The 24,383-nt window shown below is 62.8% G+C and carries 28 protein-coding genes and 1 other RNA gene; 11 read left to right on the top strand and 18 right to left on the bottom strand.

Annotated elements, in window-relative coordinates; translation table 11 throughout:
* Positions 1-5: 5 nt before the first annotated feature.
* Positions 6-452 carry a GNAT family N-acetyltransferase gene (locus tag AC1DYW_RS22445; protein ID WP_457152458.1) on the bottom strand — a complete coding sequence of 149 codons (447 nt, stop codon included), beginning with the start codon at positions 450-452 and terminating at the stop codon, positions 6-8.
* A 65-nt stretch (positions 453-517) separates the two neighbouring features.
* A complete protein-coding gene (locus AC1DYW_RS22450; protein ID WP_095084433.1) occupies positions 518-1,381 on the bottom strand; it encodes a LysR family transcriptional regulator in 864 nt (287 codons plus the stop codon).
* Positions 1,382-1,524: 143 nt separating this feature from the next.
* Here AC1DYW_RS22450 and AC1DYW_RS22455 point away from each other — a divergent pair, with 143 nt between their 5' ends.
* Positions 1,525-3,090, top strand: a complete 1,566-nt coding sequence (locus tag AC1DYW_RS22455; RefSeq protein ID WP_477227668.1) for an MFS transporter — start codon at positions 1,525-1,527, stop codon at positions 3,088-3,090.
* Between the two features lie 21 nt (positions 3,091-3,111).
* On the opposite strand, the gene AC1DYW_RS22460 is transcribed toward AC1DYW_RS22455, so the two are convergent.
* Complete coding sequence (locus AC1DYW_RS22460; protein WP_477227669.1) at positions 3,112-3,951, bottom strand: AAA family ATPase; 840 nt, start codon at positions 3,949-3,951, stop codon at positions 3,112-3,114.
* A 250-nt stretch (positions 3,952-4,201) separates the two neighbouring features.
* On the opposite strand from AC1DYW_RS22460, the gene ssrS reads away from it, so the two are divergent.
* The 7 genes from ssrS to AC1DYW_RS22495 all read left to right on the top strand — a co-directional run bounded on the left by ssrS (position 4,202) and on the right by AC1DYW_RS22495 (position 9,038).
* Positions 4,202-4,357: non-coding RNA, 6S RNA (gene ssrS, locus AC1DYW_RS22465), on the top strand.
* Positions 4,358-4,453: 96 nt separating this feature from the next.
* Entirely contained in the window at positions 4,454-5,041 is a 588-nt protein-coding gene (locus AC1DYW_RS22470; protein WP_477227670.1) for a 5-formyltetrahydrofolate cyclo-ligase, read from the top strand.
* Between the two features lie 76 nt (positions 5,042-5,117).
* The gene (locus AC1DYW_RS22475; protein WP_477227671.1) at positions 5,118-5,948 is read left to right on the top strand and encodes a TIGR00282 family metallophosphoesterase; all 831 of its coding nucleotides are present in this window, start codon (positions 5,118-5,120) and stop codon (positions 5,946-5,948) included.
* Positions 5,949-6,012: 64 nt separating this feature from the next.
* Positions 6,013-6,780: a TerC family protein gene (locus tag AC1DYW_RS22480; protein ID WP_457155215.1), complete on the top strand. Its 768-nt coding sequence runs from the start codon at positions 6,013-6,015 to the stop codon at positions 6,778-6,780.
* A gap of 324 nt (positions 6,781-7,104) precedes the next feature.
* Positions 7,105-7,854 carry a YebC/PmpR family DNA-binding transcriptional regulator gene (locus AC1DYW_RS22485; RefSeq protein WP_477227672.1) on the top strand — a complete coding sequence of 250 codons (750 nt, stop codon included), beginning with the start codon at positions 7,105-7,107 and terminating at the stop codon, positions 7,852-7,854.
* 87 nt (positions 7,855-7,941) lie between these two features.
* A complete protein-coding gene (locus tag AC1DYW_RS22490; RefSeq protein ID WP_477227673.1) occupies positions 7,942-8,730 on the top strand; it encodes an RDD family protein in 789 nt (262 codons plus the stop codon).
* Positions 8,727-9,038 (top strand): Rdx family protein, encoded by a 312-nt coding sequence (locus tag AC1DYW_RS22495; protein ID WP_477227674.1) that lies wholly within the window; start codon positions 8,727-8,729, stop codon positions 9,036-9,038. The genes AC1DYW_RS22490 and AC1DYW_RS22495 overlap by 4 nt, the downstream gene beginning before the upstream one ends.
* Before the next feature lie 83 nt (positions 9,039-9,121).
* Here AC1DYW_RS22495 and AC1DYW_RS22500 read toward each other — a convergent pair whose 3' ends face one another.
* A complete protein-coding gene (locus AC1DYW_RS22500) occupies positions 9,122-9,598 on the bottom strand; it encodes an anthrone oxygenase family protein (protein WP_477227675.1) in 477 nt (158 codons plus the stop codon).
* Position 9,599: 1 nt separating this feature from the next.
* Positions 9,600-10,433, bottom strand: a complete 834-nt coding sequence (locus AC1DYW_RS22505; RefSeq protein WP_477227676.1) for an NAD(P)H-binding protein — start codon at positions 10,431-10,433, stop codon at positions 9,600-9,602.
* A gap of 106 nt (positions 10,434-10,539) precedes the next feature.
* On the opposite strand from AC1DYW_RS22505, the gene AC1DYW_RS22510 reads away from it, so the two are divergent.
* Positions 10,540-11,181: a TetR family transcriptional regulator gene (locus AC1DYW_RS22510; RefSeq protein WP_477227677.1), complete on the top strand. Its 642-nt coding sequence runs from the start codon at positions 10,540-10,542 to the stop codon at positions 11,179-11,181.
* Positions 11,182-11,183: 2 nt separating this feature from the next.
* On the opposite strand, the gene AC1DYW_RS22515 is transcribed toward AC1DYW_RS22510, so the two are convergent.
* Positions 11,184-11,684 carry a hypothetical protein gene (locus tag AC1DYW_RS22515; RefSeq protein ID WP_477227678.1) on the bottom strand — a complete coding sequence of 167 codons (501 nt, stop codon included), beginning with the start codon at positions 11,682-11,684 and terminating at the stop codon, positions 11,184-11,186.
* Positions 11,685-11,785: 101 nt separating this feature from the next.
* On the bottom strand, positions 11,786-12,007 hold the full coding sequence (gene rpmE, locus AC1DYW_RS22520) for a 50S ribosomal protein L31 (protein ID WP_006327661.1): 222 nt from the start codon (positions 12,005-12,007) through the stop codon (positions 11,786-11,788).
* Between the two features lie 208 nt (positions 12,008-12,215).
* On the opposite strand from rpmE, the gene AC1DYW_RS22525 reads away from it, so the two are divergent.
* Positions 12,216-14,015, top strand: a complete 1,800-nt coding sequence (locus tag AC1DYW_RS22525) for an ABC transporter transmembrane domain-containing protein (RefSeq protein ID WP_477227679.1) — start codon at positions 12,216-12,218, stop codon at positions 14,013-14,015.
* A gap of 36 nt (positions 14,016-14,051) precedes the next feature.
* Here the strand turns inward: AC1DYW_RS22525 and AC1DYW_RS22530 are convergent, their stop codons facing one another.
* Complete coding sequence (locus tag AC1DYW_RS22530; RefSeq protein ID WP_477227680.1) at positions 14,052-15,539, bottom strand: carboxypeptidase M32; 1,488 nt, start codon at positions 15,537-15,539, stop codon at positions 14,052-14,054.
* Between the two features lie 142 nt (positions 15,540-15,681).
* On the opposite strand from AC1DYW_RS22530, the gene AC1DYW_RS22535 reads away from it, so the two are divergent.
* Entirely contained in the window at positions 15,682-16,035 is a 354-nt protein-coding gene (locus AC1DYW_RS22535) for a DUF1304 domain-containing protein (protein WP_095084234.1), read from the top strand.
* Positions 16,036-16,200: 165 nt separating this feature from the next.
* On the opposite strand, the gene AC1DYW_RS22540 is transcribed toward AC1DYW_RS22535, so the two are convergent.
* From AC1DYW_RS22540 to AC1DYW_RS22585, 10 genes are all read right to left on the bottom strand, one after another.
* Positions 16,201-16,635 (bottom strand): hypothetical protein, encoded by a 435-nt coding sequence (locus tag AC1DYW_RS22540; protein WP_477227681.1) that lies wholly within the window; start codon positions 16,633-16,635, stop codon positions 16,201-16,203.
* Between the two features lie 248 nt (positions 16,636-16,883).
* On the bottom strand, positions 16,884-17,915 hold the full coding sequence (locus AC1DYW_RS22545; RefSeq protein WP_095084236.1) for a peptidoglycan -binding protein: 1,032 nt from the start codon (positions 17,913-17,915) through the stop codon (positions 16,884-16,886).
* Position 17,916: 1 nt separating this feature from the next.
* Positions 17,917-18,942 (bottom strand): MotA/TolQ/ExbB proton channel family protein, encoded by a 1,026-nt coding sequence (locus AC1DYW_RS22550; RefSeq protein ID WP_095084237.1) that lies wholly within the window; start codon positions 18,940-18,942, stop codon positions 17,917-17,919.
* A 109-nt stretch (positions 18,943-19,051) separates the two neighbouring features.
* On the bottom strand, positions 19,052-19,738 hold the full coding sequence (gene trhA / locus AC1DYW_RS22555) for a PAQR family membrane homeostasis protein TrhA (protein ID WP_457150846.1): 687 nt from the start codon (positions 19,736-19,738) through the stop codon (positions 19,052-19,054).
* 104 nt (positions 19,739-19,842) lie between these two features.
* A complete protein-coding gene (locus tag AC1DYW_RS22560) occupies positions 19,843-20,643 on the bottom strand; it encodes an inositol monophosphatase family protein (RefSeq protein ID WP_457150847.1) in 801 nt (266 codons plus the stop codon).
* A gap of 86 nt (positions 20,644-20,729) precedes the next feature.
* Positions 20,730-21,296 carry an elongation factor P gene (efp, locus tag AC1DYW_RS22565; protein ID WP_095084240.1) on the bottom strand — a complete coding sequence of 189 codons (567 nt, stop codon included), beginning with the start codon at positions 21,294-21,296 and terminating at the stop codon, positions 20,730-20,732.
* 162 nt (positions 21,297-21,458) lie between these two features.
* Positions 21,459-21,602, bottom strand: a complete 144-nt coding sequence (locus AC1DYW_RS22570) for a hypothetical protein (RefSeq protein ID WP_457150848.1) — start codon at positions 21,600-21,602, stop codon at positions 21,459-21,461.
* A 21-nt stretch (positions 21,603-21,623) separates the two neighbouring features.
* On the bottom strand, positions 21,624-22,619 hold the full coding sequence (locus AC1DYW_RS22575) for a tetratricopeptide repeat protein (protein ID WP_477227837.1): 996 nt from the start codon (positions 22,617-22,619) through the stop codon (positions 21,624-21,626).
* A 46-nt stretch (positions 22,620-22,665) separates the two neighbouring features.
* A complete protein-coding gene (locus tag AC1DYW_RS22580; protein WP_477227682.1) occupies positions 22,666-23,313 on the bottom strand; it encodes a thiamine phosphate synthase in 648 nt (215 codons plus the stop codon).
* Positions 23,314-23,446: 133 nt separating this feature from the next.
* Positions 23,447-24,352, bottom strand: coding sequence for a DMT family transporter (locus AC1DYW_RS22585; protein ID WP_457150851.1), 906 nt, complete (start codon positions 24,350-24,352; stop codon positions 23,447-23,449).
* Positions 24,353-24,383 lie beyond the last annotated feature (31 nt).

Here is a 24,383-nt window from a genome sequence, read left to right on the forward strand (position 1 = left end):
TCTATCTACAGCAGATCATACTCGATGAAGCCGGTCCGGCGCGCCACATAGTCGTAGAGCTTGCGCGCGGTGGCGTTGGTCTCGTGCGTCATCCAGTAGACATTCTTGACGCCGATTTTTGCGGCTTCCAGCTTCACCGCCTTGATCAGCTCAGCACCAATGCCCTTGCCGCGCACGTCCGGATCGGCGAACAGGTCCTGCAGATAGCAGTTGTTCTGCTCCGCCCAGCAGGAGCGGTGGTAGAGATAGTGGGTGAGGCCGACAGCCTTGCCGTCGAGCGTGGCGATGAAACCCTTCGGTTCGAACTCGCCTGCCGTGAACAACCGCTTCCAGGTAACGGCGTAGACCTCTTCCGGCAGCTTGGTCTCGTAGAAGGTCAGATAGTCGGTCCACAGGCGCCGCCAGTCGGCATGGTCGAACTGCGCAAGCGGGCGGATAGTGATCTCGGTCATTTCGATCCCCGTGAAATCTGGAACCCGATCCATACCAACAGAATCGCGATCGGGAACATCCTTGCCTATCCCGCCGGCAAATCATACTCGCGAAAAGCGGTGGCGAGCATATGCAGCGCCTCTCTTGCCCGCGGCGCCAAGGCGCGCGAATGCAAGACGATATCGGAAGAGGGAATCGGCGGCAGGCCGAGCTTGCGACCCACCTCGATCAAGCCAGGGGGAGCGACACGTTGGGCGAGGGCGCAAACGACGAAGCCGGCCGATACCGCGATGTTGACTGCCGCGCCGCCGCCGCCGACGAAAGCCTCGCTCCAGGCAATGCCTGCTCTATCCAGCGCCTCGACTGCTCTCAGCCGGTCCGGGCAGTTGCATACGGTGCTTAGAAGAGCGAGGCGCAAGGGCGTCCCGGGCCGCCATTCGAAGGCAGGGGCCGCGAACCAGCCATAATGGGTGCGCGACAAGGCTTCGCCCCGGCGACTGTCGTCTTCCTGGTGCACGATCACCGCATCGAGTTCGCCCCTATCGAAAGCCTCCTGCAGCAAAGAGCTGGTATCGATCCTGATGTTGAGGGCAAGCGACGGATCATGGGCATGAAGCTGGGCTATCAATATGGAAAGCTCGGGCCCCGCGACGTGGTCGACAAAGCCGAGAGCAAGGCGACACGGCGCCTCTGAAAACTCCGCCATGGCACGTTCATGGGCGGCAAGGAATTCGCGAGCTGCCGGGAGAAAAACCGCTCCCCTTGCCGACAGCCGCACGCGGCGCGGGGTTCGTTCGATCAGACGCGCGCCGAGCTTTTCTTCGAGCCGGCGCAGTTTGACGCTGATCGTCGCCTGGGTGCTACCCAGCGCGGCAGCCGCACGGGTGAAGCTCTGCAGATCGGCCACCATGACGAAGGTCCGCACGGCGTCGACATCAAGGCTTGCCATCTCGATCATTCCTTTTTGTCATCTCTGAAATAGAGATGCATAGTTTTTTTTTATGGTCAAGCGTCGTCTATGTCACCTCCATCGCAGTTTGAAAGCATCCGCCCTTGGCTCACCTGCGAATGCTCCGATGGAAAGGGATTGTTATGCTTCAAATCGACCGAAACACCGTTGCGCTTGCGGGCGCTTGTCTTGCCTCGCTGCTGTTCGGCCTCGAAATCTCGAGCGTACCGGTGATCCTGCCGAAACTGGAAAGCGTGCTCGCCGCCGATTTCAAGGATCTGCAGTGGATCATGAATGCCTACACCATCGCCTGCACCACGGTGCTGATGGCGACGGGGACACTGGCGGACCGGTTTGGCCGCAAACGGGTGATGGTGACCACCACCATCGCATTCGGCTTTGCCTCCCTGCTGTGCGGCCTCGCACCGAGCGCGCCAATCCTGATCATTGCGCGTTTTTTGCAGGGGCTCGCCGGAGGAGCGATGTTCACCTGCAGCGTGGCCGTGCTGTCGCACCAATTTCAGGATGGTGGTGAACGTGGCAAGGCCTTCGTTGCCTGGAGCGTCGTCTCGGGCATCGGGTTGGGTCTCGGTCCCGCCATTGGTGGATTGATCGTCGCATTCTCGAGCTGGCAATGGGTGTTCCTCATCCATGTGCCGCTCGCGATCCTCGCCCTGGTCTTCATCGTCGCCGGTGTCACGGAATCACGCGATCACAACGCCCAGAAGCTCGATCGGGCCGGCATCCTGACGCTTTCGCTGGCGGTGTTCGGCTTTTCCTATCTGATCACGCAAGGCGCCGATCTCGGGTCCGGCGCCCGTGTCGGCGTGATCGTCGCGGCGATAGCGGCCTTCATCGGGTTTCTTGTTGCCGAAAGGGTCAATCCCTATCCGATGTTCGACTTCTCCGTCTTCCGCATCCGCCAATTTTCAGGCGCGATCATGGGCGGCATCGGCATGAATTTCAGCTACTGGCCGTTCATCATCTATCTGCCGATCTATTTTTCTGGCGTTCTGGGCTATGACAGCACCACGACCGGCCTGTTGCTGCTCGTCTACACGCTTCCCCTGATGCTGATGTCCTCGACCGCCGAGCGCCTGCGCGCGCGCTATCAGGCCCGCATTGCGATCCCGCTCGGGCTGTTGACATTGGGGATCGGTTTTATCTCGATGAGGATAGGCTCCGGGCTCGAGGGAGCCAATTGGGTGACGATGCTGCCCGGTACGCTGATCGCCGGCGTTGGCATCGGCCTGACCAATTCACCGACCACCAACACCACGACCGGATCGGTATCGCCGGATCGTGCCGGCATGGCCTCGGGAATCGATATCAGCGCACGCCTGATCACGCTCGCCATCAACATCGCGGTGCTGGGCCTGCTGTTGACGCAGGGGATCGTTTCTTATCTGCGGAACGCATTTGGCACGGCCTTCGACCCCGGCGAATTGCGCACGCTGGCGGAAAAGATCGCCACCGGAAACCTCGACGGCCTGACACAGCACTCGCCCAAGCTCACGGCCCTCGACCCATCCGGCGCCATCGCGCATGCAGCCCTGGTCAACGGTTTTGGCTGGGTCATGCTCTATAGCGGGATCGGCGTTCTAGCCCTTGCCGTCATCAGCTTCATCATCTTCGGTGTGAAGACTGCCGCGCCGCAGGAGGAAAGGGGGCAGCGTTCCGCTCAGACCGTTGGCGAGGTTCGCTCGTAGCGGACACCTGCACGGACAGTCTTAGCCCTGCCGCCTCGCCATGAAGGCCAGCCGCTCGAACAGATGCACGTCCTGTTCGTTCTTCAGAAGCGCGCCGTGCAGCTTGGGCAATGCGTTCTTCGGGTCGGCGCGCAGGTCTTCCGGTGCGATGTCGTCGGCGACCAGCAGGCGGATCCAGTCGAGCGCTTCCGAGGTCGACGGCTTCTTCTTCAGGCCGGGCACATCGCGGATCTCGTAGAACTGGGTCAGCGCCGCGCGCACAAGGTTCTGCTTGATGCCGGGATAGTGCACGTCGACGATTTTGTGCAGCGTCTCGACGTCGGGAAAGCGGATGTAGTGGAAGAAGCAGCGGCGCAGGAAGGCGTCCGGCAGTTCCTTCTCGTTGTTGGAGGTGATGATGACGATCGGCCTGACCGCGGCGCGAATGGTCTCGCCGGTCTCGTAGACGAAGAACTCCATCCGATCGAGTTCCTGCAGCAAATCGTTGGGGAACTCGATATCGGCCTTGTCGATCTCGTCGATCAGAAGCACGACCTTCTTGCCGGCCGAGAACGCCTCCCAAAGCTTACCGCGCTTGATGTAGTTCCTGATGTCGTTGAAGCGCTCGTCGCCGAGCTGGCTGTCGCGCAGCCGCGACACGGCATCGTATTCGTACAGGCCCTGCTGCGCCCTGGTGGTCGACTTGACGTGCCATTCTATCAGGTCGAGGCCAAGGGCTGCCGCAACTTGCCTGGCGAGTTCGGTCTTGCCGGTGCCGGGCTCGCCCTTGACCAGCAGGGGCCGTTCCAGCGCGATCGCGGCGTTGACCGCCACCATCAGATCCTTGTCGGCGACATAGGCCGCCGTGCCTTCGAAACGCATTGTTGCTCCTTAGAGTGGTTCGCCGTTTCACGGAAACGTCGAACCGCTCTATCTCTTTGTTTTGACGCAATTCCGGACGGAAACCGTCCACACTTTTCCTGGAATTGCTCTTGGTTGGTCATGACGACCGTAAGGACGCGGCTCCGCCTGTGCAAGGGTGGCTTGTCGGCGGCAGCGAGGGGCGCGGATCCGCCACGGAAAGAATGTCATCTCTCTGGCGCTTAGCCGACCAGCAGCCTATATTGGTCGGGACGGTCTGTGCTTCCCGGCAGGAGAACATTTTCCCCGGGGCCTTAACGATCCTTAGGGAGCTGTCCCTGGGAAGACCCGTGGGTTTTCTCACACGGCGCCCACCTACTTTGTAGGTTCCCGGGATCGCTCTCTCCACCGGTTGTGTGGATCGTCACTTTTCGCAACGCATCCATGTCTTTCGGTGGATGATGCGGTAGAAAACGTCGCTCCTAAAGCTCCACCGAAATCTGACCTTTTCTATCGTCTGCACATGACATCCTCAAAACACCTGAAAAAGCAGCTTCGGCTCGAGGCACTCGGGCGCCGCGACGCGCTCGATGAATTCTGGCGAGTGGAGATCGCCCTCGAAATGGCCGAGACGGCGCGCGATCACCTCGCTGTCGAGCCGGGTCAGATCGTCTCCGGCTTCTGGCCGATGCGCTCGGAAGTCGACGTCCGGCCGCTGATGTTCGCCTTGCGCGAGAAGGGAGCCAGGCTTTGCCTGCCGGCGATCCTCGACAAGACCACCATCGTCTTTCGCGAATTGGTGCGCGGCGCGCCGATGGTCGAGATGGGTTTCGGCACTGTCGGCCCGCATGAGGAGGCCGAGGTGCTCGACCCCACGGTGATGCTGGTGCCGCTCGCCGCTTTCGACGCGCGCGGCCATCGCATCGGCTATGGTGCCGGCTACTACGACCGCGCCATCGCCAAGCTGGTCGACAAGGGGCTGCCGCCCAGATTGATCGGCATCGCCTTCGACTGCCAGGAGGTGGGGCTGGTGCCAGATGAGGACCACGACGTCGTCATCCCGGAAATACTCACGGAGAGTGGGTTGCGCCGCTTCGCGCCAAAATTGTAGACAAGCGCAATGGACGCATGATCTTTTCACAGACGTCATGCAGCTTTTGCTTCGCTGACATTCGGTGCGGGATCATATGAGACTTCTCTTCCTCGGCGACATGGTTGGAAAAACGGGACGCACGGCAGTGTGGGAACAACTGCCGGGACTGATCTCCGATTTCAAACTCGATTTCGTCATCGTCAACGGCGAGAATGCCGCCGGCGGCTTTGGCATCACCGAAGAGATCTTTCGCGAAACGATCGCGGCGGGCGCCGATGTTGTCACCACCGGCAACCATGTCTGGGACCAGCGCGACGCGCTGGCCTTCGCGCCGCGCGAAGAGCGCTTTCTGCGCCCCTCCAATTTCCCCAAGGGCACGCCCGGACGCGGCTCCGGCGTCTACATCGCCAGGAGCGGTGCGCGCGTGCTGGTCGCCAACATCATGGGCCGGGTGTTCATGCACCCCGAACTCGACGATCCGTTCCAGGCCGGTGAGCGCGAACTGGCCGCCTGTCCGCTCGGCGAGCAGGCGGATGCCGTGATCATCGACTTCCATGCCGAGGCGACTTCGGAAAAGATGTGCTTTGCGCATTTCGTCGATGGCCGCGCCAGTCTCGTCGTCGGCACCCACACGCACCAGCCGACCGGCGATCACCAGATCCTCAATGGCGGCACGGGTTACATTTCCGACGCCGGCATGTGTGGCGACTACGATTCCTCGCTCGGCATGGACAAGGAGGAACCGCTCAACCGGTTCCTGTCGAAAGTGCCGAAAGGGCGTTTCGAGGCAGCAACCGGACCGGCGACATTGTGCGGCGTCGGCGTCGATATTTCCGACCGCACGGGGCTTACCGAGAGGATCGCGCCGTTTCGTCGCGGCCCGCGGCTGGAGGAAACCGCACCGTCCTTCTGGTCGCGACATTGATATGGACGCAAGCAGTACCTAATTGCCGGCGACACTGCTCTAGATCGTAGAGGGGACGACCTCCATGCAGCTCATCGAATTCCTGGCGCCGCATTTTCACTTTGTCTCCGATCCAACGGCCTGGGTCGCGCTGCTGACGCTGGTGGTGCTGGAGATCGTGCTCGGCATCGACAATCTGATCTTCATCTCGATCCTGACCAACAAGCTGCCGGAAGCGCAAAGGGCGCGCGCCCGCCGGCTCGGCATCTCGGCGGCGCTGATCATGCGGCTGGTGCTGCTGGCCACGATTTCGATCATCGTCCAGCTGACGACGCCGGTGTTCACCGCCTTCGGTCACGGGTTTTCCTGGCGCGACCTGATCCTGATTGCCGGCGGCCTGTTCCTGGTTTGGAAGGCGACCAAGGAGATCCATCACACGGTCGATCCCGACGATCACCGGGACACGATGCTGGGTGAGACCCTGCAGATCAGCCTCGCCGGCGCGATCTTCCAGATCCTGCTGCTCGACCTCGTCTTCTCCATAGATTCGATCATCACCGCCGTCGGCATGACCGACGAGATCGCCATCATGTACATTGCCGTGATCGTCGCGGTCAGCGTGATGATGCTGGCGGCCGGACCGCTGGCAAATTTCATCGCCAAGAACCCGAGCATCGTCATGTTGGCGCTGGGCTTCCTGCTGATGATCGGCATGACGCTGATCGCCGACGGCATGGGCTACCATGTGCCCAAGGGTTACATCTACGCGGCGATGGGTTTTTCGGCCTTGGTCGAAGGGCTCAACATGCTGGCGCGGCGACGGAGAAAAGCGAAGTCCGGCGAGGGACATTGAGGTTGGCAAGAGCATAGCCGCGTCACGAGACCTTGGAGTTTGTCGCTGTCGCGTAGGATCGCTGGATCAGCCGACATGCCAGCCCTGCGATCAGCATCATAGACCGGCTGAAGTCCGACCTGAAGGCGTGAGCGATTGCGGCGGCCTCGCGGCTGGACGAATTGAGCCGATTTATCTATAAGCCGGCCATTCCGACAGAGAACGCCGTGCTTCCACGAGTTGCACCTGGGACGCTCTGAAATTTTGAATTCGAGCATTTTGCAGAAGACGAGGTGAGATCGCCCCGCTTCGGGATGCTCTAGCCGAGAAGACGACAGGGGTGCCATGGCTGGCCATTCACAGTTCAAGAACATCATGCACCGCAAGGGCCGCCAGGATGCGGTGCGGTCGAAAATGTTTTCCAAGCTGGCGCGCGAAATCACCGTTGCCGCCAAAAGCGGGACGCCCGATCCATCGATGAACCCGCGCCTGCGCCTGGCCGTGCAGAACGCCAAGGCGGTGTCGATGCCGAAGGACAACATCCAGCGCGCCATCAACAAGGCCTCGATGGGCGATGCCGAGAATTACGAAGCCGTGCGCTATGAGGGCTACGGACCCGGCGGCGTCGCGGTCATCGTCGAAGCGCTGACCGACAACCGCAACCGTTCGGCCTCGAACGTGCGCGCCGCCTTCACCAAGGCCGGCGGGGCGATGGGCGAAACCGGTTCGGTGTCGTTCATGTGGGATCGTGCCGGCGAGATCTATTATCCGGCATCGGCTAGCAGCGCCGACAAGGTGATGGACGCGGCGATCGAAGCCGGCGCCGATGACGTGGAATCCGATGAGGAAGGCCACACGATCTACTGCGCTTTCGAGAATCTCGGCGAAGTGTCGAAGGCGCTGGAAGCCTCGCTCGGCGAAGCTGAATCGGTGAAGCCGATCTGGAAGCCGCAGAACAGCGTTCCGGTCGACGAGGATCGGGCACAGTCGCTGATGAAGCTGGTCGCCACGCTCGAGGATGACGATGACGTTCAAAGCGTCTACGCCAACTTCGAAGTCGACGACGAGACGATGGCCAAGCTCAGCGCGGCATAGATAGCCAGCCGCTGGGTAGCGCATGCCAACATAGTTATCCAGTGACGTATCGCTGATACAAATCTGTCAGCTATCAATGGGGGGTAGATGACTGACCTTGAGCACGCTCAGTTCGCCAGCGCCATGTCATGGCCCCGCCGGGGTGGCTTTTGGCGCCGGTTCATCGCTTCGTTCATAGATTATCTTGTAGTCCTGATACCTATTTTTGCACTGGTGGCGACTTTGTTTTCGCTGACTGATGGCGGAGTGAAAGGCAGTTTTTGGCTGAACTGGAGAATATGCCAAGAAGGTACGCTACATGGAAATCCGTCGCTCACCCGCTACAATTGGCAGGTGTGTAGAACATCAGTGTTCGGTTTGACGGTTGCAGAATGGGCCGTAGGGACGACATCGGATGCGCAGACGGAAGGAAGCTCTGCCATTTCGATTGACCTCGACCCGCTAGGAAATTTCCGATCGGCTGCGATGGATGCGGGTTTCCTCGAAATGCTCGTTCTAACGACGTATCTATTTCTCATGGAATTGAAGTCCGGCCAATCGCTAGGCAAGCGAGTCATGACCATCATGGTGCATGACCAAGATGACAAAAGCAGGGTCGGCCTACCAGTTCAAAAGGCTATGCGCCGACAGGCTATGAAGCTTCTCGGCCCTTTGTCCATGGCGCTAACTGGAGGCTGGTTCGCTTTTCGGGCATGGGGCAATGCTCCGGGAGTCGCGCAAGACTTCTCTTGGCTGGAAATTACGGGTGCATACGCCGCATTCGTTTTGGCCTTGATCTGGCCGATCTGGATCGCGATATCCATAGCTCTTGGCAATGAACCTATACATGATCGCTTTGCCGGGACCACAGTTCGCGCATATGAGATCCTGGCATGAGCTTGCCGCATGAACCTCGGGTTATTGTCACCTATTGCACGCAGTGCCAGTGGCTGCTGCGTGCCGGCTGGATGGCGCAGGAGCTGCTGTCGACCTTCGGCACCGACCTCGGCGAAGTGACGCTGGTGCCAGGCACCGGCGGCATCTTCACCATTTCCTGCAATGATACGCTGATCTGGGACCGCAAGCGTGACGGCGGCTTTCCGGAAGCGGCCAAGCTTAAGCAACTGGTCCGCGATGTCATCGACCCGGATCGCGATCTCGGCCATTCCGACCGGAAGGGTCATACGCAAAAAGACCCCGCCTGAGCAGGATCTTTTGCATTTCGCAGAACGCTTCTCACTTTGTCTCGACGCAAATCCGGACGGCCACGCACTTTTCCTGGAGTTGCTTAGAGCAATGAGAGAATGAAGCAGGCCATCGCCATGATGGCGGTGATGGTGCGGACGTGGTTCCACATCACCCATTGGCTCAGATGGTTCGCCCACACAGCGGCGCCGTTGCTGCTGGCCGGGTCGACGGCGGCGAGCGCATCGTTGAGCGGCACGTTGAAGATCATGGTCACGATCGGGTTGCCGATCAGGTAGATCACCGCGCCGGCAAGCAACCAGTACGAGCCGGACTGGCTCCAGCCCATGATGGCGGCGGCGATGAGCACCAGACAGAGCAGGCCGGTACCGAAAAGCGCCGTCATGAAGGTCGGGGTGATCACCGTGACGTTGATCGAATTCATCGCCGCGATGCCGCTGGGGACGGGCAGTCGGGCAAGCGCCGCCATGACGAAATTGGAAAAGGCGAAAAACACGCCGCCGACGACCCCCGAGCCGATTGCGGCAATGATGGTAAGGGTGGGAAGAAGCTTGATCATGTCAGTTGCTCCAGATGCCGGTTGCTGCGGTTTCATATGCGTAGGCGGAGAAGTCTCTTGGCTGGCGGCCAAGCACGCGCTGGACGCCGTCGGCTAGCGTCTCGTTGCGGCCGTCAAGCACTTCGGTGAACAGCTCGTTGAGCAACCAGGCGAATTCGGGCGGCAGGTCGTGCGCGGTCACGGCGGCGGTGAATTCGTCATGCGAAATCCTGACAAAGCGGATGTCGCGCCCGGCGGCCTTTCCGATCTCGGCGACGGCGTCGGCGAAGCTCAGCAGCCGCGGCCCGGTCAGTTCGTAGAGCTGGCCGGCATGCCCCGGCTCAGTCAGCACGGCAAAGGCGACGTCGGCGATGTCATCGGCATCGACAAACGGCTCGCCGACATTGCCGACCGGCAAAGCCACTTCGCCCTCAGCCAAGGGCTCGACAAGAAAGCCTTCGCTGAAGTTCTGCGAGAACCAGGCGCAGCGCAGGATCGTCCAGTCGGCGCCAGAAGCCTTCAGCATCTCTTCGGAACGTTGGGCTTCTGCCTCGCCACGCCCCGACAGCAGCACCAGCCGGGTGATGCCGTTCTGTACGGCAAGCCTGGCGAAGGCGCCGATCACGTCGGCGGCACCCGGCACCGCTAGATCGGGATAGTAGCTGATGTAGACGGCGCTGACGCCCTGCATTGCAGGGCCCCAGGTCGCCGGGACTTCCCAGTCGAAGTGCGGGGTGCCCGAACGCGAGCCGATGCGCACCGGCACGCCATGCGCAGTCAGTCGCTCGGCAAGGCGGCGGCCGGTCTTGCCGGTGCCGCCGAGGATCAGGATGGGGTTTGGTGTCGTGTTGTTCATGGCTGGTTTCCTCTGTTTCAAAACATGAGTAATCCTCACATTTGCAAAACGTGATAAACCCTCGTATTTTGCGAGTCAAGCGATTTTGTTGGCATTGGAGACAGCCATGGAAGACACCGCCGCGCCGGTTTCGTCACAGGAGCAGATTGCTTCGCCGCGCCGGGCGCCGAGCCAGCAGCGCAGCCGCGAGCGGGTCGAACGCATGCTCGCCGCTGCCTCGGCACTGATTGCCGAGCAAGGCAGCGACGCCATGCGCATGGGCGAAGTGGCGGAACGGGCAGGGGTGTCGATCGGCTCGCTCTACCAGTTCTTTCCGGACAAGCGGGCGATCGTCTGGGCGCTGGCCGAGCGCTACACCGCCGAAAGCCAGGCGTGCATCTCGGCGGCACTCGCCGATGTCGGCGACGCCGAAGGCCTGCGCCAAGCGTTTTCGGAGCTGGTCGATATCTACTACGGGCTGTTCCTGGCCGAGCCGGTGATGCGCGACATCTGGTCGGGCACGCAGGCCGACAAGGCGCTGCGCCAGCTCGAACTCGCCGACAGCCGGGCCAACGCCGAATTCCTCACCGCGGTGCTGAAGCGGCTGCGGCCGGCAGCCGATCCGACGGCGCTGGAAACCACGGCGTTCCTGGTCTGGCAGATGGGCGAGGCCGCCGTCCGGCTGGCGATCTCGGTCGACAGGCAAGAGGGCGACAGACTGGTCTCGGCTTACAAGCGGATGGCGCTGCGGGAACTGTTGGCGGAGTAAGGCTAGCGGCCGAGATAGTTCCGTAACATTTCAGCGCGCTCGTCCTCCGTGCACATTGCCATCCGGGCTAGGCCGAGACTGCCTCGATGAAGCGCAACAACAGCCAACGCATATGTCACTGTCGCTTCGTCGGCCTCAGTTTCCAGATCTCGCAACGCCAAATGGAAAAGCAACTGCCAGGCGGCTTTGTAGTGCGGTTCGATCCAACCTGGAATTGGCGGGTTTCGGCTGTCGAGCAATCGCGCTTCTTCGATTACCGCGGCCAGACTGTAGACTCCCCAATTCACTGGAGAGCGTTCTGCAGAGATTCGAACGATTTCTGGGATTGCGGCGTAGGATGCGTCTCCGACATCGCCTTGATGATGCAATTCATTCCAAAGTTCGCCCCACGCCGTCTCGTCATCATACCGAAGGGTCAGCGCTCGCAACGCCGGTCGGGGATCATAGACAACCTTGTACCCACCCGTGAGACCGGACCACCGCTTGTCGTTGAGCATAGACATATCGCTCTCCCTGGCCGACTGCGTCCCACTACGGCGACTCGCGGTCAACAAAAAACCCGCCACAAGGGCGGGCTTTTCGATCTGCGAAAAGGTCGTCGGGCTTAGAGGCCGAAACCTTCAAAACGCTTCTTGAACTTCGACAAGCGACCACCGCGGTCGAGCAGGGTCTGCTGGCCGCCGGTCCAGGCCGGGTGGGTGGTCGGGTCGATATCGAGGTTCATCGTATCGCCTTCCTTGCCCCAGGTCGAACGGGTCATGTATTCGGTGCCGTCGGTCATGACGACCTTGATGGTGTGGTAATCGGGATGGATGTCGGTCTTCATGGTTCGGTTCCTGGCTTGCCGGCGCTGCCGACGGGCATAAGCCTGCGTCGATGCGCCCCTTTTTAAAACTCGAAGCCGCAGCTATTGAGGAGCCACGGCTTCTAAAACGGTCGGCGAGCCTATACATCAGCCGGAATTGAATCACAAGGCCGCGGCAAGCGCATATATTGAGGCGCATAGCCGAGAGGCGGCTAGAGGAAACGCAGGAATGGCGCAAACCAGCAGCGCAGACGAGCGCCGGCGCTCGCTCAAGCCGCTCAGGCGCCTGTTCCCGTATATCACGCATTATCGCACGCTCGTCGTCGGCGCGCTGATTTCGCTGGTCATCGCAGCGGCAACGACGCTGGCGCTGCCGCTGGCCGTGCGGCGCATGATCGATCATGGTTTCTCGTCGGCCAACACCATCTTCATCGCCGAATATTTCGCAGCCTTGGTGGCGATGGCCGCCGTGCTGGCGGCCGCCTCGGCCAGCCGCTACTATTTCGTCATCACGCTCGGCGAGCGAGTCGTCGCCGATATCAGGCGCGATGTTTTTACCCATGTGACGACGCTGTCGCCGTCCTTTTTCGACACCGCCCAGTCGGGCGAGATCGTGTCGCGGCTCGCCGCAGACACGACGCAGGTCAAGTCGGCGGTCGGGGCGACGGCATCGGTGGCGCTGCGCAACGTCATTCTCGGCCTTGGCGCGTTGGGGATGATGGTCGTCACCAGCCCGAAACTGTCCGGCCTGGTCATTGCGGCCATTCCGGTCATCGTGCTGCCGCTGGTCGCCTTCGGCCGCTCGGTGCGGCGCAAGTCGCGGCAGGCGCAGGATACACTTGCCGATGCCACCGCCTATGCCAGCGAACAGATCGGCGCGGTGCGCACCTTGCAGGCCTTCACCAATGAAAAGCTCGTCACCGGGCATTTCTCCGGCGCGGTGGAAGCCACTTTCGAGGCGGCGCGTACCTCGATCTTCGCGCGCTCCTTCCTCACCTTTTTTGCCATTTTCACCATCTTCTCGTCCGTCGTGGCGGTGCTGTGGTTCGGCTCGCGTGACGTGCTTGACGGCAATCTGTCGCCGGGCACGCTCGGCCAGTTCCTGCTCTATTCGGTGTTTGCCGCCGGTGCGCTCGGCGCGCTGTCCGAAGTCTGGGGCGAGCTTGCGCAAGCGGCGGGTGCTGCCGAACGGCTGACCGAGATCCTGGCCGAGAAGCCGGCAATCCAGGCGCCGGCCGATCCGAAGCCGCTGCCTGCCGTCGCCAAGGGCGCGATCGCCTTCGATGACGTCTCCTTCTCCTATCCGGCAAGGCCCGACCGCGCTGCCGTGCACGGCTTGAGCTTTCAGGTCATGCCCGGCGAGACGGTGGCGATCGTCGGTCCATCAGGGGCCGGCAAGAGCACGGTCTTTTCGCTGATCCTGCGCTTCTACGATCCTGAAACCGGCAAGATCCTGATCGATGGCGTCGATGTGCGCGAAGCCGATCCGGTCTCGGTCCGCGAGCGCATCGCCATCGTGCCGCAGGACGTCACCATTTTCGCGGCAAGCGCGCGCGACAATATCGGCTTTGGCCGGCCGGGCGCCAGCGAGGCCCAGATCGAGACGGCGGCGAAGGATGCGCTCGCCGACGAATTCATCCTCAAGCTCGAGAAAGGCTATGACAGCCAGGTCGGCGAGCGCGGGGTGACGCTGTCCGGCGGTCAGCGCCAACGGGTGGCGATCGCTCGCGCCATCCTGCGCGACGCGCCGATCCTGCTGCTCGACGAGGCGACCTCGGCCCTCGACGCCGAAAGCGAGACGCTGGTGCAGATGGCGCTGGAACGCCTGATGCAGGGCCGCACCACCATCGTCATCGCCCACCGGCTGGCGACGGTGCTGAAGGCCGACAGGATCCTGGTCATGGATGGCGGCCGCATCGTCGAGGAAGGCACGCATCAGAGCCTCGTCGCCAAGGGCGGCATCTATGCGCGGCTGGCCAAGCTGCAGTTCGAAACCGGCGCCAGCGCCTTCAGGGGCGCAGCGGAGTAGTCGCAAACATCTGCCTCCTGATGTGCCGACCTCCCCTCAAGCCGCTCCGTATCGCTGCTTCAGATGGTTGACGAAATAGCTGGCGTCGAGCTTTTCGCCGGTGGCGCGTTCGAGCAGGTCCGGGGTCGACCAGCGAGACCCCTGCGACCAGATTTTTTCGCGACGCCATGCGTTGATTGACGCGAAATTGCCTTTGGCGAGATCGTCATCGGCGGCAGGATGCTCGCGTGTCAGCGCCGCCCATTGCTGCGCCGCCATCATCGCGCCCAGCGTGTAGGAGGGGAAGTAGCCGAAGGCGGCACCCGGCCAGTGCACGTCCTGCATCGGCCCGTCGGCCGGATTGTCGATGGTGGAGAGGCCGAGATAGTCGCGCATCTTGGCGTCCCAGGCTTCTGGCAGTTCTGCCACCTCCAGCCTGCCCGAGACGAGCTCCTGCTCCAGCTCGTAGCGCAGGATGACATGCAGCGGGTAGGTCACCTCGTCGGCATCGACACGGATCAGGCCGCGCTCGACGTGATGCACATGCGGCAGGATGTCGTCGAGCGACCAGGCTTCGCCGAGATGCTTTTCGACCACCGGCAGCGCCCAGCGCCAGAAGGCCGGGTTGCGGCCGAGCTGCTTTTCGACGAACAGGCTCTGGCTTTCATGCACGGCCATGCCGCGCGCCTTGCCGAGCGGCCAGTGCGCCCATGCCTTCGGCAGGTTCTGTTCATACAGCGCATGGCCGGCCTCGTGCAGCACGCCCATCAATGCCGACAGGAAGTCCGAGGTCTTGTAGCGGGTGGTGATGCGCACGTCGCTCGGCACGCCGCCGCAGAAGGGATGGTGCGACACCGACAGCGACCCATGCGTGAGGTCGAAGCCGACCGCCGTCATCATGGCAAGGCCGAGCTCGCGTTGCCGGTCGATCGCATAGGTGCCCGAAAGCGGCTTCAGCGGGCGCTTGCGCAGCCGGGCTTCCTGTATCGCCAGCGCCTCCGGCACGAAGCCTTTCAGGAAAGCCTTGAGGTCGGTGAAGACAGGCGTGATGTCGGCGGCGCGGTTGCCGGGGTCGTATTGCTCCATGAGCGCGTCATAAGGGGCAAGACCGAGCACGTCGGCACGCAGCGCCGCCTCTTCGCGCACCAGCGCCACCACGCCCTCCAGCGCCGGCAGGAAGCCCGCCCAGTCGTTCTTGGCGCGCAGGTCGCGCCACAGCTGCTCGCAACGCATGCGCGCGGTGGTCTGACGTTCGACGAACTCGACCGGCAGGCAGGTCAGGTTGGTGTACTGTCGCCGCAATTCGGCGACCGCGGCCCGTTGCTCCTCACTCAACGCTTCCTGTTCGGCCGCGGCGAGCCAGTCGGCGATTTCCGGGGCCGTTGCCCTGGTGTGGTACATGCCGGCCAGCGCCGACATTGCCTCGGCGCGCTTCTCGCCGCCGCCGACAGCCATGTGGGTGGCCTCGTCAGCGCCGAGGATGGCCAGCGCATGCTCAAGCGCTTCGAGCTTGTGACCGAGATCATCGAGTTTCTGAAAGGACATGGCGGCTTCCGTGATTGAGGACGGCGCGAAAAGATACCAACGCAAAAGCGTTTGCAAGCCTGCGGCACTGTGCGGCGGATGCATCTTGCACAGGTGAGGTCACGCGTGAAATGCTGCTGGCCTCGCCTGAAGGGGGAACAACATGATCGGCAACATCCTGGTCGGACTGGTGGCCTTGATCCATGTCTACATCGTCTATCTCGAAATGGTGCTGTGGGACACGCCGCGTGGGCACAAGGCGTTCAATCTGAAGCCGGAATTCGCCAGCGCCTCGAAGGTGCTCGCCGCCAATCAGGGTCTCTACAACGGCTTCCTCGCCGCGGGCCTGATCTGGGGGCTTTACCTCGGGACAGCCGGTTTTCAGGTCAAGGTTTTCTTCCTGTTGTGCGTGGCCATCGCTGGCCTCTATGGCGCGGCAACGGTTGGCCGCAAGATCCTGTTCATTCAGACCGTGCCGGCGGTCGTCGCCCTGATTGCCGTCTGGCTTGGTTGGTAGGAAACTGGGCTGGCAGGAACCTGGGCTGGTAGCAACCTGGGCTAAGGGAAAAAGGACGCCCGCGGGAGAGGGGGCCCCGAGGGCGCCAGGTGGTCCTTTCCTGGCGCAGGATCTCGGAAGGAATCATGCGCGAGATCGAAGTGCTAGAGCTTGGTGTTCAAGCTTTCAGCCGTTCGGATAGTTTCCGCCGTCGGAGCCATCGCCCATCAGGAAATCGCTGCCAATACCGGCCCTCAGGCGCTGGTCGACATTGTCGAGACGGCGCAGCAGCTCATGGTATTGCGCGGCCGGTATCCTGCCGTGATCCGATGCCGCTATCTTCTCGGCCGCCTGACTGATGCGGACCGTCCGCATTTCCAGGCGTTCGGCGACGGCGGGCGTGATGTTGTTGGCCTGCCTTGCATCGACTATGCCCTGGCGGACGCCTTGAACCTGTTGGATGAGTCCTTCGACGCGCGGCCCCGTAAAGTCGGTCGGGTCGCCGGCGTCGAGAGCGCCTCTGTGATGGCCCGCGGCATAGGCGCCGGCAAGCGGAACGGCGATGAGGACCGCCGTGAGTGTTGCAGTTCTAAGCGAGGTGCTGGGAAAAAAAGAGCGCATCGTCGCGTTCTCCTCCTGAAGAGGAAGGCGGCGATTGTCTCGCCTGCCCTCCGGGTGCGGGCCGTCCGGTTCCGTCGCGTCGCGATGGGGTTCATCGCCGGCGGTTCTCGGCCCAGGCGGGGAAGCTAGGACCGCAATTCGACGATGTGTAATTAAAAAAAGATAATCTTTTCAGGCCTTGCCGGCCTCGCTCTACGCCCTAGAGTTGAGCCGGCGAACAAATTCGCGTGATGCCGCGTGATGATGGATCAACGTTCGGTGAGCTTCAGTTCAATACGCCGGTTCTTGTTGCGCGCCTCTTCGGTGTCGGCGGGGTCGAGCGGCTGGAACTCGCCGAAGCCGGCGGCGACCAGGCGGTTGGCCGGCACGCCGTTCTCGATCAGGAACTTCACCACCGAGGTCGAACGCGCCGTCGACAGCTCCCAGTTGTCGCGGTAGCGGCCGGTGCCGGAGAGCGGCTTGTTGTCGGTATGGCCGTCGACGCGCAGCACCCAGTTGATCTCGGGCGGGATTTCCTTCTGCAATTCGATGATGGCGTCGGCAAGTTTCTTCATCTCCACCTTGCCGGCATCGTTGATCACTTCGGAGCCGGTCGGGAACAGCACTTCGGACTGGAAGACGAAGCGGTCGCCGACGATGCGGATGTTCTCGCGGTCGGCGAGGATCTCGCGCAAGCGGCCGAAGAAGTCGGAGCGGTAGCGGTTCAATTCCTGGACGCGCTGCGCCAGTGCGACGTTCAGGCGGCGGCCGAGATCGGCGATCTTGGTGTTGGAATCACGATCGCGGGTTTCGGAGACGTTGAGCGCATCCTCGAGCGCACCGATCTGCTTGCGCAGTGCTGCAATCTGCTGGTTGAGAATCTCGACCTGGCTCAGCGCCTGCTGACTGATCTGGCGCTGGCTGTCGAGTTCGCCCGAAAGTGCTACGGCACGCTGGTTGGCGGCGTCTCCGGCGCCGGCACCTTGCGCCAGCAATTGTTCGAGCCGGCTCTTTTCCGCTTCCGCCGCCGACAGCGAAGCCTGCAGATTGGCGAGCGAATCTTCCTTGTCCTGTGCCGTCGAGCGCTCCAGCGCCAGAAGCTGGGTCAACTCGTTGATCTGCGAATTGAGTCGCGAGAGCGCCGTGTCCTTGCCGGAGATTTCGCGGCCCAGCAGGAACTGCGCCAGCACGAAGACGGTGAGCAGGAACATGATCGCCAGAAGCAGCGTCGACAGCGCGTCGACGAAGCCCGGCCAGTAATCGATGCGGCGATCGGTGCGCCGTCCACGCGCCAGCGCCACGTCAATGCACCCCGGGCTTCTTCAGGGCGTCGGCAATCTTTTCCAGCGTGTTGCGCATCGCCTTCTGCTCGTCGGACTGGGCCTCGACCCAGTCGCGCATGATCTGCTGCTCCGAGCGCATGTTCTTGACCAGGCCGGAAATGCCGTCGGCGAGATTGGCCATGGCGGTGGCGACGCGCGGATTGGAGCCGCCGCCATTCTCCTGCATGCTGCGCAGCCTTTCCGACAAGACCCGGATCTCGTCCGAGGATTCGGTCTTGGCCTGGTCGGAGACGACGATGTCGGACGACAGATCGGTGACCGAGGACAGCCAGTTTTCCAGTTCGGTGTAGAAGCGCGTCTGGGCGCGGCCGGCCTGCAGGTCGAGGAAGCCGAGCACCAGCGAGCCGGACAGGCCGAACAGCGAGGACGAGAAGGCCGTCCCCATGCCGGCCAGCGGCGCCGAAAGGCCTTGCTTCAGCGAATCGAGCACCGCAGCGGCATCGCCCGTACCTGGATCGAGCGATTCGATGGTCTCACGGATCGAGGCGATGGTGTTCAACAGACCCCAGAAGGTGCCGAGCAGGCCGAGGAACACCAGCAGGCCGACGAGATAGCGCGACGTGTCACGGCTTTCGTCGAGCCGCGTGGCAATGGAATCGAGCATGGTGCGCATTGAACTGGTCGAGAAGGCCGTCGCCGAGGAGCGGCCGATCATCGCCTTCATCGGCGCCAGCAGCACCGGTTCGGTGGTCTCCGAGCCGGCACGGAACGAATTCACCCAGCGCACTTCGCGAAACAGCCGTCCGACCTGAGCGAAGGCCAAGAGGATGCCGACCACCAACACGCCGACGATCAGGCCGTTGAGGCCGGGATTGCTGCCAAAGGCGGTCGAGATCTGGCGGGTCAGGATGGCGGCTATGAAGGCGACGATGACCAGGAAGATCATCATGGTCAGCAGAAAGACCTGCGGGCTCGACAGTTTATGCGGATCGTAGATCAGGACATCAGAGCGTCTGCCCATGCCGAAGGATCTGAGAAAAGCCATCCGTGCCCCGTTTCCGATGCCGCCGCCGATCACGTAGACCGCGACTCTAAACGGAATTGTGACCAAATTGAATGGCGCTTGGCAATATTGCCGCGTCTATAAGCCTGTGTCAGAGGCGATTGATGACCAGACAGTCGACCATGGCGGCCAGATGCAGGCCGGCGCCGGTGACGACGAAGCCGTGCCACAGCGCATTGTGGAAGCGCAATCCCTTCCAGGCAAAGAAGATGACGCCGCAGGAATAGACGATGCCGCCGGCAACGATCAGCGCGATCGACGTCGTCGGCAGGGTCTGGACAAGCGGCTTTACCAGGACGATGCCGCTCCAGCCGATGGCGAGATAGAAGACGATCGCCAGCCGGTCGAAACGGCCGGGAAAAAACACCTTGATGGCGATGCCCAGCGCTGCAGCGGCCCAGACGAGGACAATCATCCAGTGCGCCAGCGGCGAGCCTTCGAGCTGAGCCAGGAAAGGCGTGTAGGTCGCGGCGATCAGGAGATAGATCGCGGCATGGTCGAAGCGCCGCAGGATCCATTTCGCCGGCGACGACACCGGCCACAAATTGTAGGTCAGCGACACCGACAGCACGGTGAGCAGCGAAACCACATAGAAGGCAGCGGCGATGTATTCGCCCGGCCCGACGCGAAACGCCGCTAGCGCCAGCAGCGCCGAACCCGCCGAGATCGCCAGCACGATGCCGACCGCATGGACGATGCCGTCGGCGATCATCTCGGCACGCGAATAGTGCCAGCGTCCGATGAACGGGATGTCGTGGTGGGGCTTGATGTCGTTCACTGCCGGGTTCCTGCGCCGCGCACTATGATCTGGGCGCTTGCCGGGCAGTATTTCAAGCTTCCATTGCGGTTTTGCGACTGCGGCGCATCAGCGCGGCGTGTCAGTCAGCGTGCCGAGAGCGGCTTCTTCACGGCCTTCAGCAAAGCGCGCTGGATGACCTCGTTGCCGGCGACCACCGAGCCGTTGTCGAGCATGTCCTGACCACCGTCCATATCCGAAACGAAGCCACCCGCCTCGCGGATCAGCAGCAGGCCGGCGGCGACGTCCCAGGCCGACAGGCCGGTTTCCCAAAACCCGTCCATGCGGCCGGCGGCGACATAGGCGAGATCGAGCGAGACGGCCCCCAAGCGGCGCACGCCGGAGACCTCAGCCATGACGTTGCGCAGTTCGACGAGGAAATTGCCGTGGTGGCCGCGGCCGAGATGCGGCACGCCGCAACCGATCACCGTATCGACCAGCTTGATGCGGCCGGCGACGCGCAGCCGGCGGTCGTTCATGAAGGCGCCGCCGCCGCGTTCGGCGGTGTAGAGCTCGTCCATTGCCGGATTGTAGATGACGCCGGCAACGATCTGCCCCTGGCGTTCCAGGGCGATCGAAACGGCAAAGAGCGGGATGCCGTGCAGGAAATTGGTGGTGCCGTCGAGCGGGTCGACGATCCAGCGGTGCTGGCCGTCGTCGCCTTCGACCACGCCGCGCTCCTCCATCAGGAAAGCGTAGCCCGGCCGTGCCTTCGACAGTTCGGCAAAGACGATCTCCTCGGCCTTGCGGTCGGCCTGGCTGACATAGTCACCAGGGCCTTTCATCGAGACCTGCAGGTTCTGCACCTCGCCGAAGTCGCGCGACAGCGAGCGGCCGGCTTTCATTGCGGCCTGGACCATGACGTTGAGAAGGGCTGAGCGTGCCATCGTGCTTCTTCCTGCTGCTGCGCTTCAAGCGCTGTCTTGATGCATGTCGGTGACCCAAAACCGGGGCCACTTTTGGGCGGCATGCATCAGTCTGCGCGGCGCACGTAAGTGATTTCGTTGGTGTCGACGATGATGCGTTCGCCGGCGCCGATGAACGGCGGTACCAGCACACGGATGCCGTTCTCCAGTACCGCCGGCTTGTAGGAGGACGCGGCCGTCTGACCCTTTACCACGGGATCGGCCTCGGTGATGGTCAGCGTCACATAGTCGGGCAGAGAAATGCCGATCGGCCTTTCTTCATAAAGCTGGACCGTGACCATCATGCCGTCCTGCAGGAAGGCGGCGCGATCGCCGACGAAGTCCTTCGCCAATTCGAGCTGCTCGTAGCTCTGGGTGTCCATGAACACCAGCGCGTCTTCCTGCGCGTAGAGGAAGGAAAAATCCTTGAGATCGAGCCGGATCTGCTCGACGGTCTCGGCCGAGCGGAAGCGCTCGTTGAGCTTGGTGCCGTTGATGAGGTTCTTCAGTTCGACCTGGTTGTAGGCGCCGCCCTTGCCTGGCTTGACGGTGTTGGTCCTGACCGCCACCCACAGGCCGCCGTCATGCTCGATGACGTAGCCGGGACGGATTTCGTTGCCATTGATCTTGGCCATAGTGATCTGATCCGGGAATGAGATGTTCGCTGGGAAAGCGATTTCGGGCTCCCAAGACCACAAATCGCCAGAAGAGGCAAGGGAGCGGGGCAGGCTGGGGCCAAGCGGCAGGGATGAAACACCCAGGCGGGGTCTGGAGATGCGGTGCCGAAGAAGGCCGGGTCAGGCATTCTGGTCGATGACCGCACCGACCGATTTGGCGATCGCATCGGCGACGCGCATCACGCCCTTCGGCAGATGCTGAGGGAGTAGATGCATGGGCATGAGGCCGAGCCCGTGACCCCGGTGCACCCACTCCATCTGCATGGCCGGGTCCTGGATTCCCGGTCAGGGCAGGCGGTTCGCCTTCTGCAGCGCCTGCTTGGTCTGGTCGTCATCCAACCCCTGCAGGAAGTCGTCCATCTGCGGGTCGATGAGACCGGCGCGGCGGGCGACGATGTACCAGGCCGCGGCGAGGACAAGATCCGGATCGGTGCCCATGCCTTGCATATAGAGCTTGGCAAGGCGGTTCTGCGCGGCGACATTGCCGCCCTCCGCAGCTCGCTTCATCCAGCCGAAGGCGGATTTCAGGTCACGGCCGCCACCGCGTCCCTCGATCATCCAGGCTGCGAGATCGATCTGCGCGGTGTCGTAATTCTGGCGTGCAGCCTGCGCCAGCAGGCGCCTTGCCTGCGCGTCGTCGCGCGGCTTGCCGCCGACGCCATTGGCATAGATCTGCGACATTGCATATTGCGCGTCGGCGAGGCCGGTGGCGGCGGCACGCTCGTAGTAGGAGACCGCCCTGGCGAGGCCGGCGTCGCCGGGGTCCTGCTGGACCAGCATCTGCCCGAAATTGAACTGCGCCAGCTGGTTGCCGGCTTCGGCGGCTGCCTGCATCAGCGCATAGGCCCCTTTCTCGTCCTTCTTGACGTACCGGCCATCGAGCAGCATCAGCGCGTATTGGAACTGCGATTCCGGCACACCCTGCTCGGCGGCAAGCGCGTACCATTTCGCCGCTTCCGCGGCATTGAGCGGTACTCCCAGCCCGCGCGACAGGATCTCGGCGACCAGCGTCTGCGCCGCCGGGTCGCCGTTTTGCGCGCGGATCAACGCGAGATTATAGGCCGTCTTGTATAGCCCGCGCTGGAAAGCGCCATAGGCGGCGTCGGCAGGCTTTGCGCCGAAGCGATCGGGGTTGATGGCATCGGCCGATGGCAGCGGCGCCGGCTCGGCCGTGGTGGCGGGTTGCGGCAGCGGCTTGTCGATCGGCTTGTCCGTATGCACGCCGGCTTCCGGCTTGGGTTGCGGCAGCGGGATGTTCTCCGCGGCCGCTGCCTGGACCATGAGCACCGCAAGCAGAGCCTGGAGGGGAAGCGTCGCCGAAGGCACGTCAGTCCTCGAAACGCGGCGCGGTCTCGTCGAGCAGCGCGTTGGCGCTGGCGACCGCTGCCCTGGGGTCGGCGGCGTCGGCGAACACGGCACTCGACAGTGCCACGAATTCGGCGCCGGTGGCGCCCACCGCTTCCACCGAGGCGATGTCGGATCCGGCCATGACGATGCAAGGGATCTGGATCATGTCGGCCCACCATTTGCCGAGCGACAGGTTGCGCGGGTGCGGTTGGGGCTTGTTGTCGTAGCCGAAGCGACCGAAGAAGATATAGTCGGGCCGTGTCTCGCCAAGCTCGAGCGCGTCGTCACGTGTCTTGGCGCCGCCGGCGCCGACCATCATCTTTGCCTGGAAATGTTCGATCGTCTCGGCGAGTTCGGCCTTGGAGACCTCGACATGGATACCGTCGGCCTGGACGCGGCCGGCTATGCGGGTGTCGCCGGCGATGACGACAGCGACGCCCGCGGCCTGCGCGGCCGGCACGATCTGTTCGGCGAAAGCCTGGAAGGAGGCCTCGTCCATCCCGTTCTCCGGCAGGATCAGCGAGGCGACATCGCCGCCTTCGAATGCCGCGGCGATACGGGCCGCCGGCACGCCGGGCGGCGCGATCAGCACGATGCGACAGCGGTTGGGGGGCGTTGCGTCATTCATGGTTCTTCGATCCCGCGTTTCGCCTATGCCGGGCGAAGATGGTTGGATTGCGGCATAGAGCAAAGTGCCCGCTTTGAACAGGCGGGCAGCCGGGATCGCGATTGTGACCCGCCGGGCCGCCGGCGGGCCTGTGTCACTTGATCGGGTGCGGGCTCGCGACGGGCGCCTTCGACTTCCAGAGCGTCCAGCCGAGATTCATGCCGGCGGCGGCGATCAGGATGGCGGTGGCGCCGACAATCTGGCTCAGATGCAGCCGATGGCCGAAGGCCACGACATCGACCAGGATCGCCACCACCGGGTAGATGAAGGACAGCGACCCCTGCAGATGCGTCGGCAGCTTCTGGATGGCGCCGTACATCAGGATGTACATCAGGCCGGTGTGGACGATGCCGAGCGTCGCCAGCATGGCCCAGCTCCACGCATCGGCGGGAAGCTGGGAAAGATTTGCGAAGGGCGCCAACATGACGACGCCGACGCAGACCTGGATCAGCGCGATCAGGTGCGGCGGCGTGCCCTTGAGTTTCTTGGTGACGATGGCGGCGACGGCCCAGAAGAAAGCCGCGCCCAACGCCATGACGATGCCGGTAAAGTAATCGGTGCCGACATCGCCGGCATCAGGGGCGGCCTGCACGATCAGCACCATGCCGGCGAAGGCGATGGCCAGCCAGGTCAGCTTGGTCAGGGTCAGTCGCTCGGCGAAGAACAGCGCGCCGAAGCCGACCAGCATGAAGGGCTGCGTGTTGTAGACGGCGGTGGCGATCGAGATCGACGCGCGCGAGAACGCGCTGAACAGCAGCAGCCAGTTGACGACGATGGCGACGCCGCCGAGCGCGGCGAAGCCGATGATGCGCAGCGACAAGCTGTTGCGCAGCAACCCCAGCCCGGCGCAGATGACAAGCAGCGTCAGCGCGCCGAACGCGCAACGCCAGAACACCACGTCCATGATCGGCTGGCCGGACATGACGACGAACCATCCGATCGTCCCCAGGATCGCCATTGCGGCGGACATTTCGACCGTACCGCGCACTGTATCGTTCACGACAAACCTCCGAACCCGTTGAGCCGGTATA

The sequence above is a fragment of the Mesorhizobium sp. P2_D5 genome (assembly GCF_056404355.1).

Excerpts from the sequence above, each read along its gene's own strand:
- AC1DYW_RS22460 (WP_477227669.1), bottom strand. The coding sequence starts at position 3,951 with ATGCGTTTCGAAGGCACGGCGGCCTATGTCGCCGACAAGGATCTGATG.
- AC1DYW_RS22485 (WP_477227672.1), top strand. The coding sequence starts at position 7,105 with ATGGCTGGCCATTCACAGTTCAAGAACATCATGCACCGCAAGGGCCGC.
- AC1DYW_RS22505 (WP_477227676.1), bottom strand. The coding sequence starts at position 10,433 with ATGAACAACACGACACCAAACCCCATCCTGATCCTCGGCGGCACCGGC.
- AC1DYW_RS22450 (WP_095084433.1), bottom strand. The coding sequence starts at position 1,381 with ATGGCAAGCCTTGATGTCGACGCCGTGCGGACCTTCGTCATGGTGGCC.
- AC1DYW_RS22515 (WP_477227678.1), bottom strand. The coding sequence starts at position 11,684 with ATGTCTATGCTCAACGACAAGCGGTGGTCCGGTCTCACGGGTGGGTAC.
- AC1DYW_RS22560 (WP_457150847.1), bottom strand. The coding sequence starts at position 20,643 with ATGGCACGCTCAGCCCTTCTCAACGTCATGGTCCAGGCCGCAATGAAA.
- AC1DYW_RS22475 (WP_477227671.1), top strand. The coding sequence starts at position 5,118 with ATGAGACTTCTCTTCCTCGGCGACATGGTTGGAAAAACGGGACGCACG.
- AC1DYW_RS22525 (WP_477227679.1), top strand. The coding sequence starts at position 12,216 with ATGGCGCAAACCAGCAGCGCAGACGAGCGCCGGCGCTCGCTCAAGCCG.
- AC1DYW_RS22480 (WP_457155215.1), top strand. The coding sequence starts at position 6,013 with ATGCAGCTCATCGAATTCCTGGCGCCGCATTTTCACTTTGTCTCCGAT.
- AC1DYW_RS22500 (WP_477227675.1), bottom strand. The coding sequence starts at position 9,598 with ATGATCAAGCTTCTTCCCACCCTTACCATCATTGCCGCAATCGGCTCG.
- AC1DYW_RS22445 (WP_457152458.1), bottom strand. The coding sequence starts at position 452 with ATGACCGAGATCACTATCCGCCCGCTTGCGCAGTTCGACCATGCCGAC.
- efp (WP_095084240.1), bottom strand. The coding sequence starts at position 21,296 with ATGGCCAAGATCAATGGCAACGAAATCCGTCCCGGCTACGTCATCGAG.
- rpmE (WP_006327661.1), bottom strand. The coding sequence starts at position 12,007 with ATGAAGACCGACATCCATCCCGATTACCACACCATCAAGGTCGTCATG.
- AC1DYW_RS22510 (WP_477227677.1), top strand. The coding sequence starts at position 10,540 with ATGGAAGACACCGCCGCGCCGGTTTCGTCACAGGAGCAGATTGCTTCG.
- AC1DYW_RS22570 (WP_457150848.1), bottom strand. The coding sequence starts at position 21,602 with ATGCAGATGGAGTGGGTGCACCGGGGTCACGGGCTCGGCCTCATGCCC.
- AC1DYW_RS22550 (WP_095084237.1), bottom strand. The coding sequence starts at position 18,942 with ATGGCTTTTCTCAGATCCTTCGGCATGGGCAGACGCTCTGATGTCCTG.
- AC1DYW_RS22490 (WP_477227673.1), top strand. The coding sequence starts at position 7,942 with ATGACTGACCTTGAGCACGCTCAGTTCGCCAGCGCCATGTCATGGCCC.
- AC1DYW_RS22455 (WP_477227668.1), top strand. The coding sequence starts at position 1,525 with ATGCTTCAAATCGACCGAAACACCGTTGCGCTTGCGGGCGCTTGTCTT.
- AC1DYW_RS22470 (WP_477227670.1), top strand. The coding sequence starts at position 4,454 with ATGACATCCTCAAAACACCTGAAAAAGCAGCTTCGGCTCGAGGCACTC.
- AC1DYW_RS22575 (WP_477227837.1), bottom strand. The coding sequence starts at position 22,619 with ATGGTCCAGGCAGCGGCCGCGGAGAACATCCCGCTGCCGCAACCCAAG.
- AC1DYW_RS22535 (WP_095084234.1), top strand. The coding sequence starts at position 15,682 with ATGATCGGCAACATCCTGGTCGGACTGGTGGCCTTGATCCATGTCTAC.
- AC1DYW_RS22540 (WP_477227681.1), bottom strand. The coding sequence starts at position 16,635 with ATGCGCTCTTTTTTTCCCAGCACCTCGCTTAGAACTGCAACACTCACG.
- AC1DYW_RS22530 (WP_477227680.1), bottom strand. The coding sequence starts at position 15,539 with ATGTCCTTTCAGAAACTCGATGATCTCGGTCACAAGCTCGAAGCGCTT.
- AC1DYW_RS22495 (WP_477227674.1), top strand. The coding sequence starts at position 8,727 with ATGAGCTTGCCGCATGAACCTCGGGTTATTGTCACCTATTGCACGCAG.
- AC1DYW_RS22580 (WP_477227682.1), bottom strand. The coding sequence starts at position 23,313 with ATGAATGACGCAACGCCCCCCAACCGCTGTCGCATCGTGCTGATCGCG.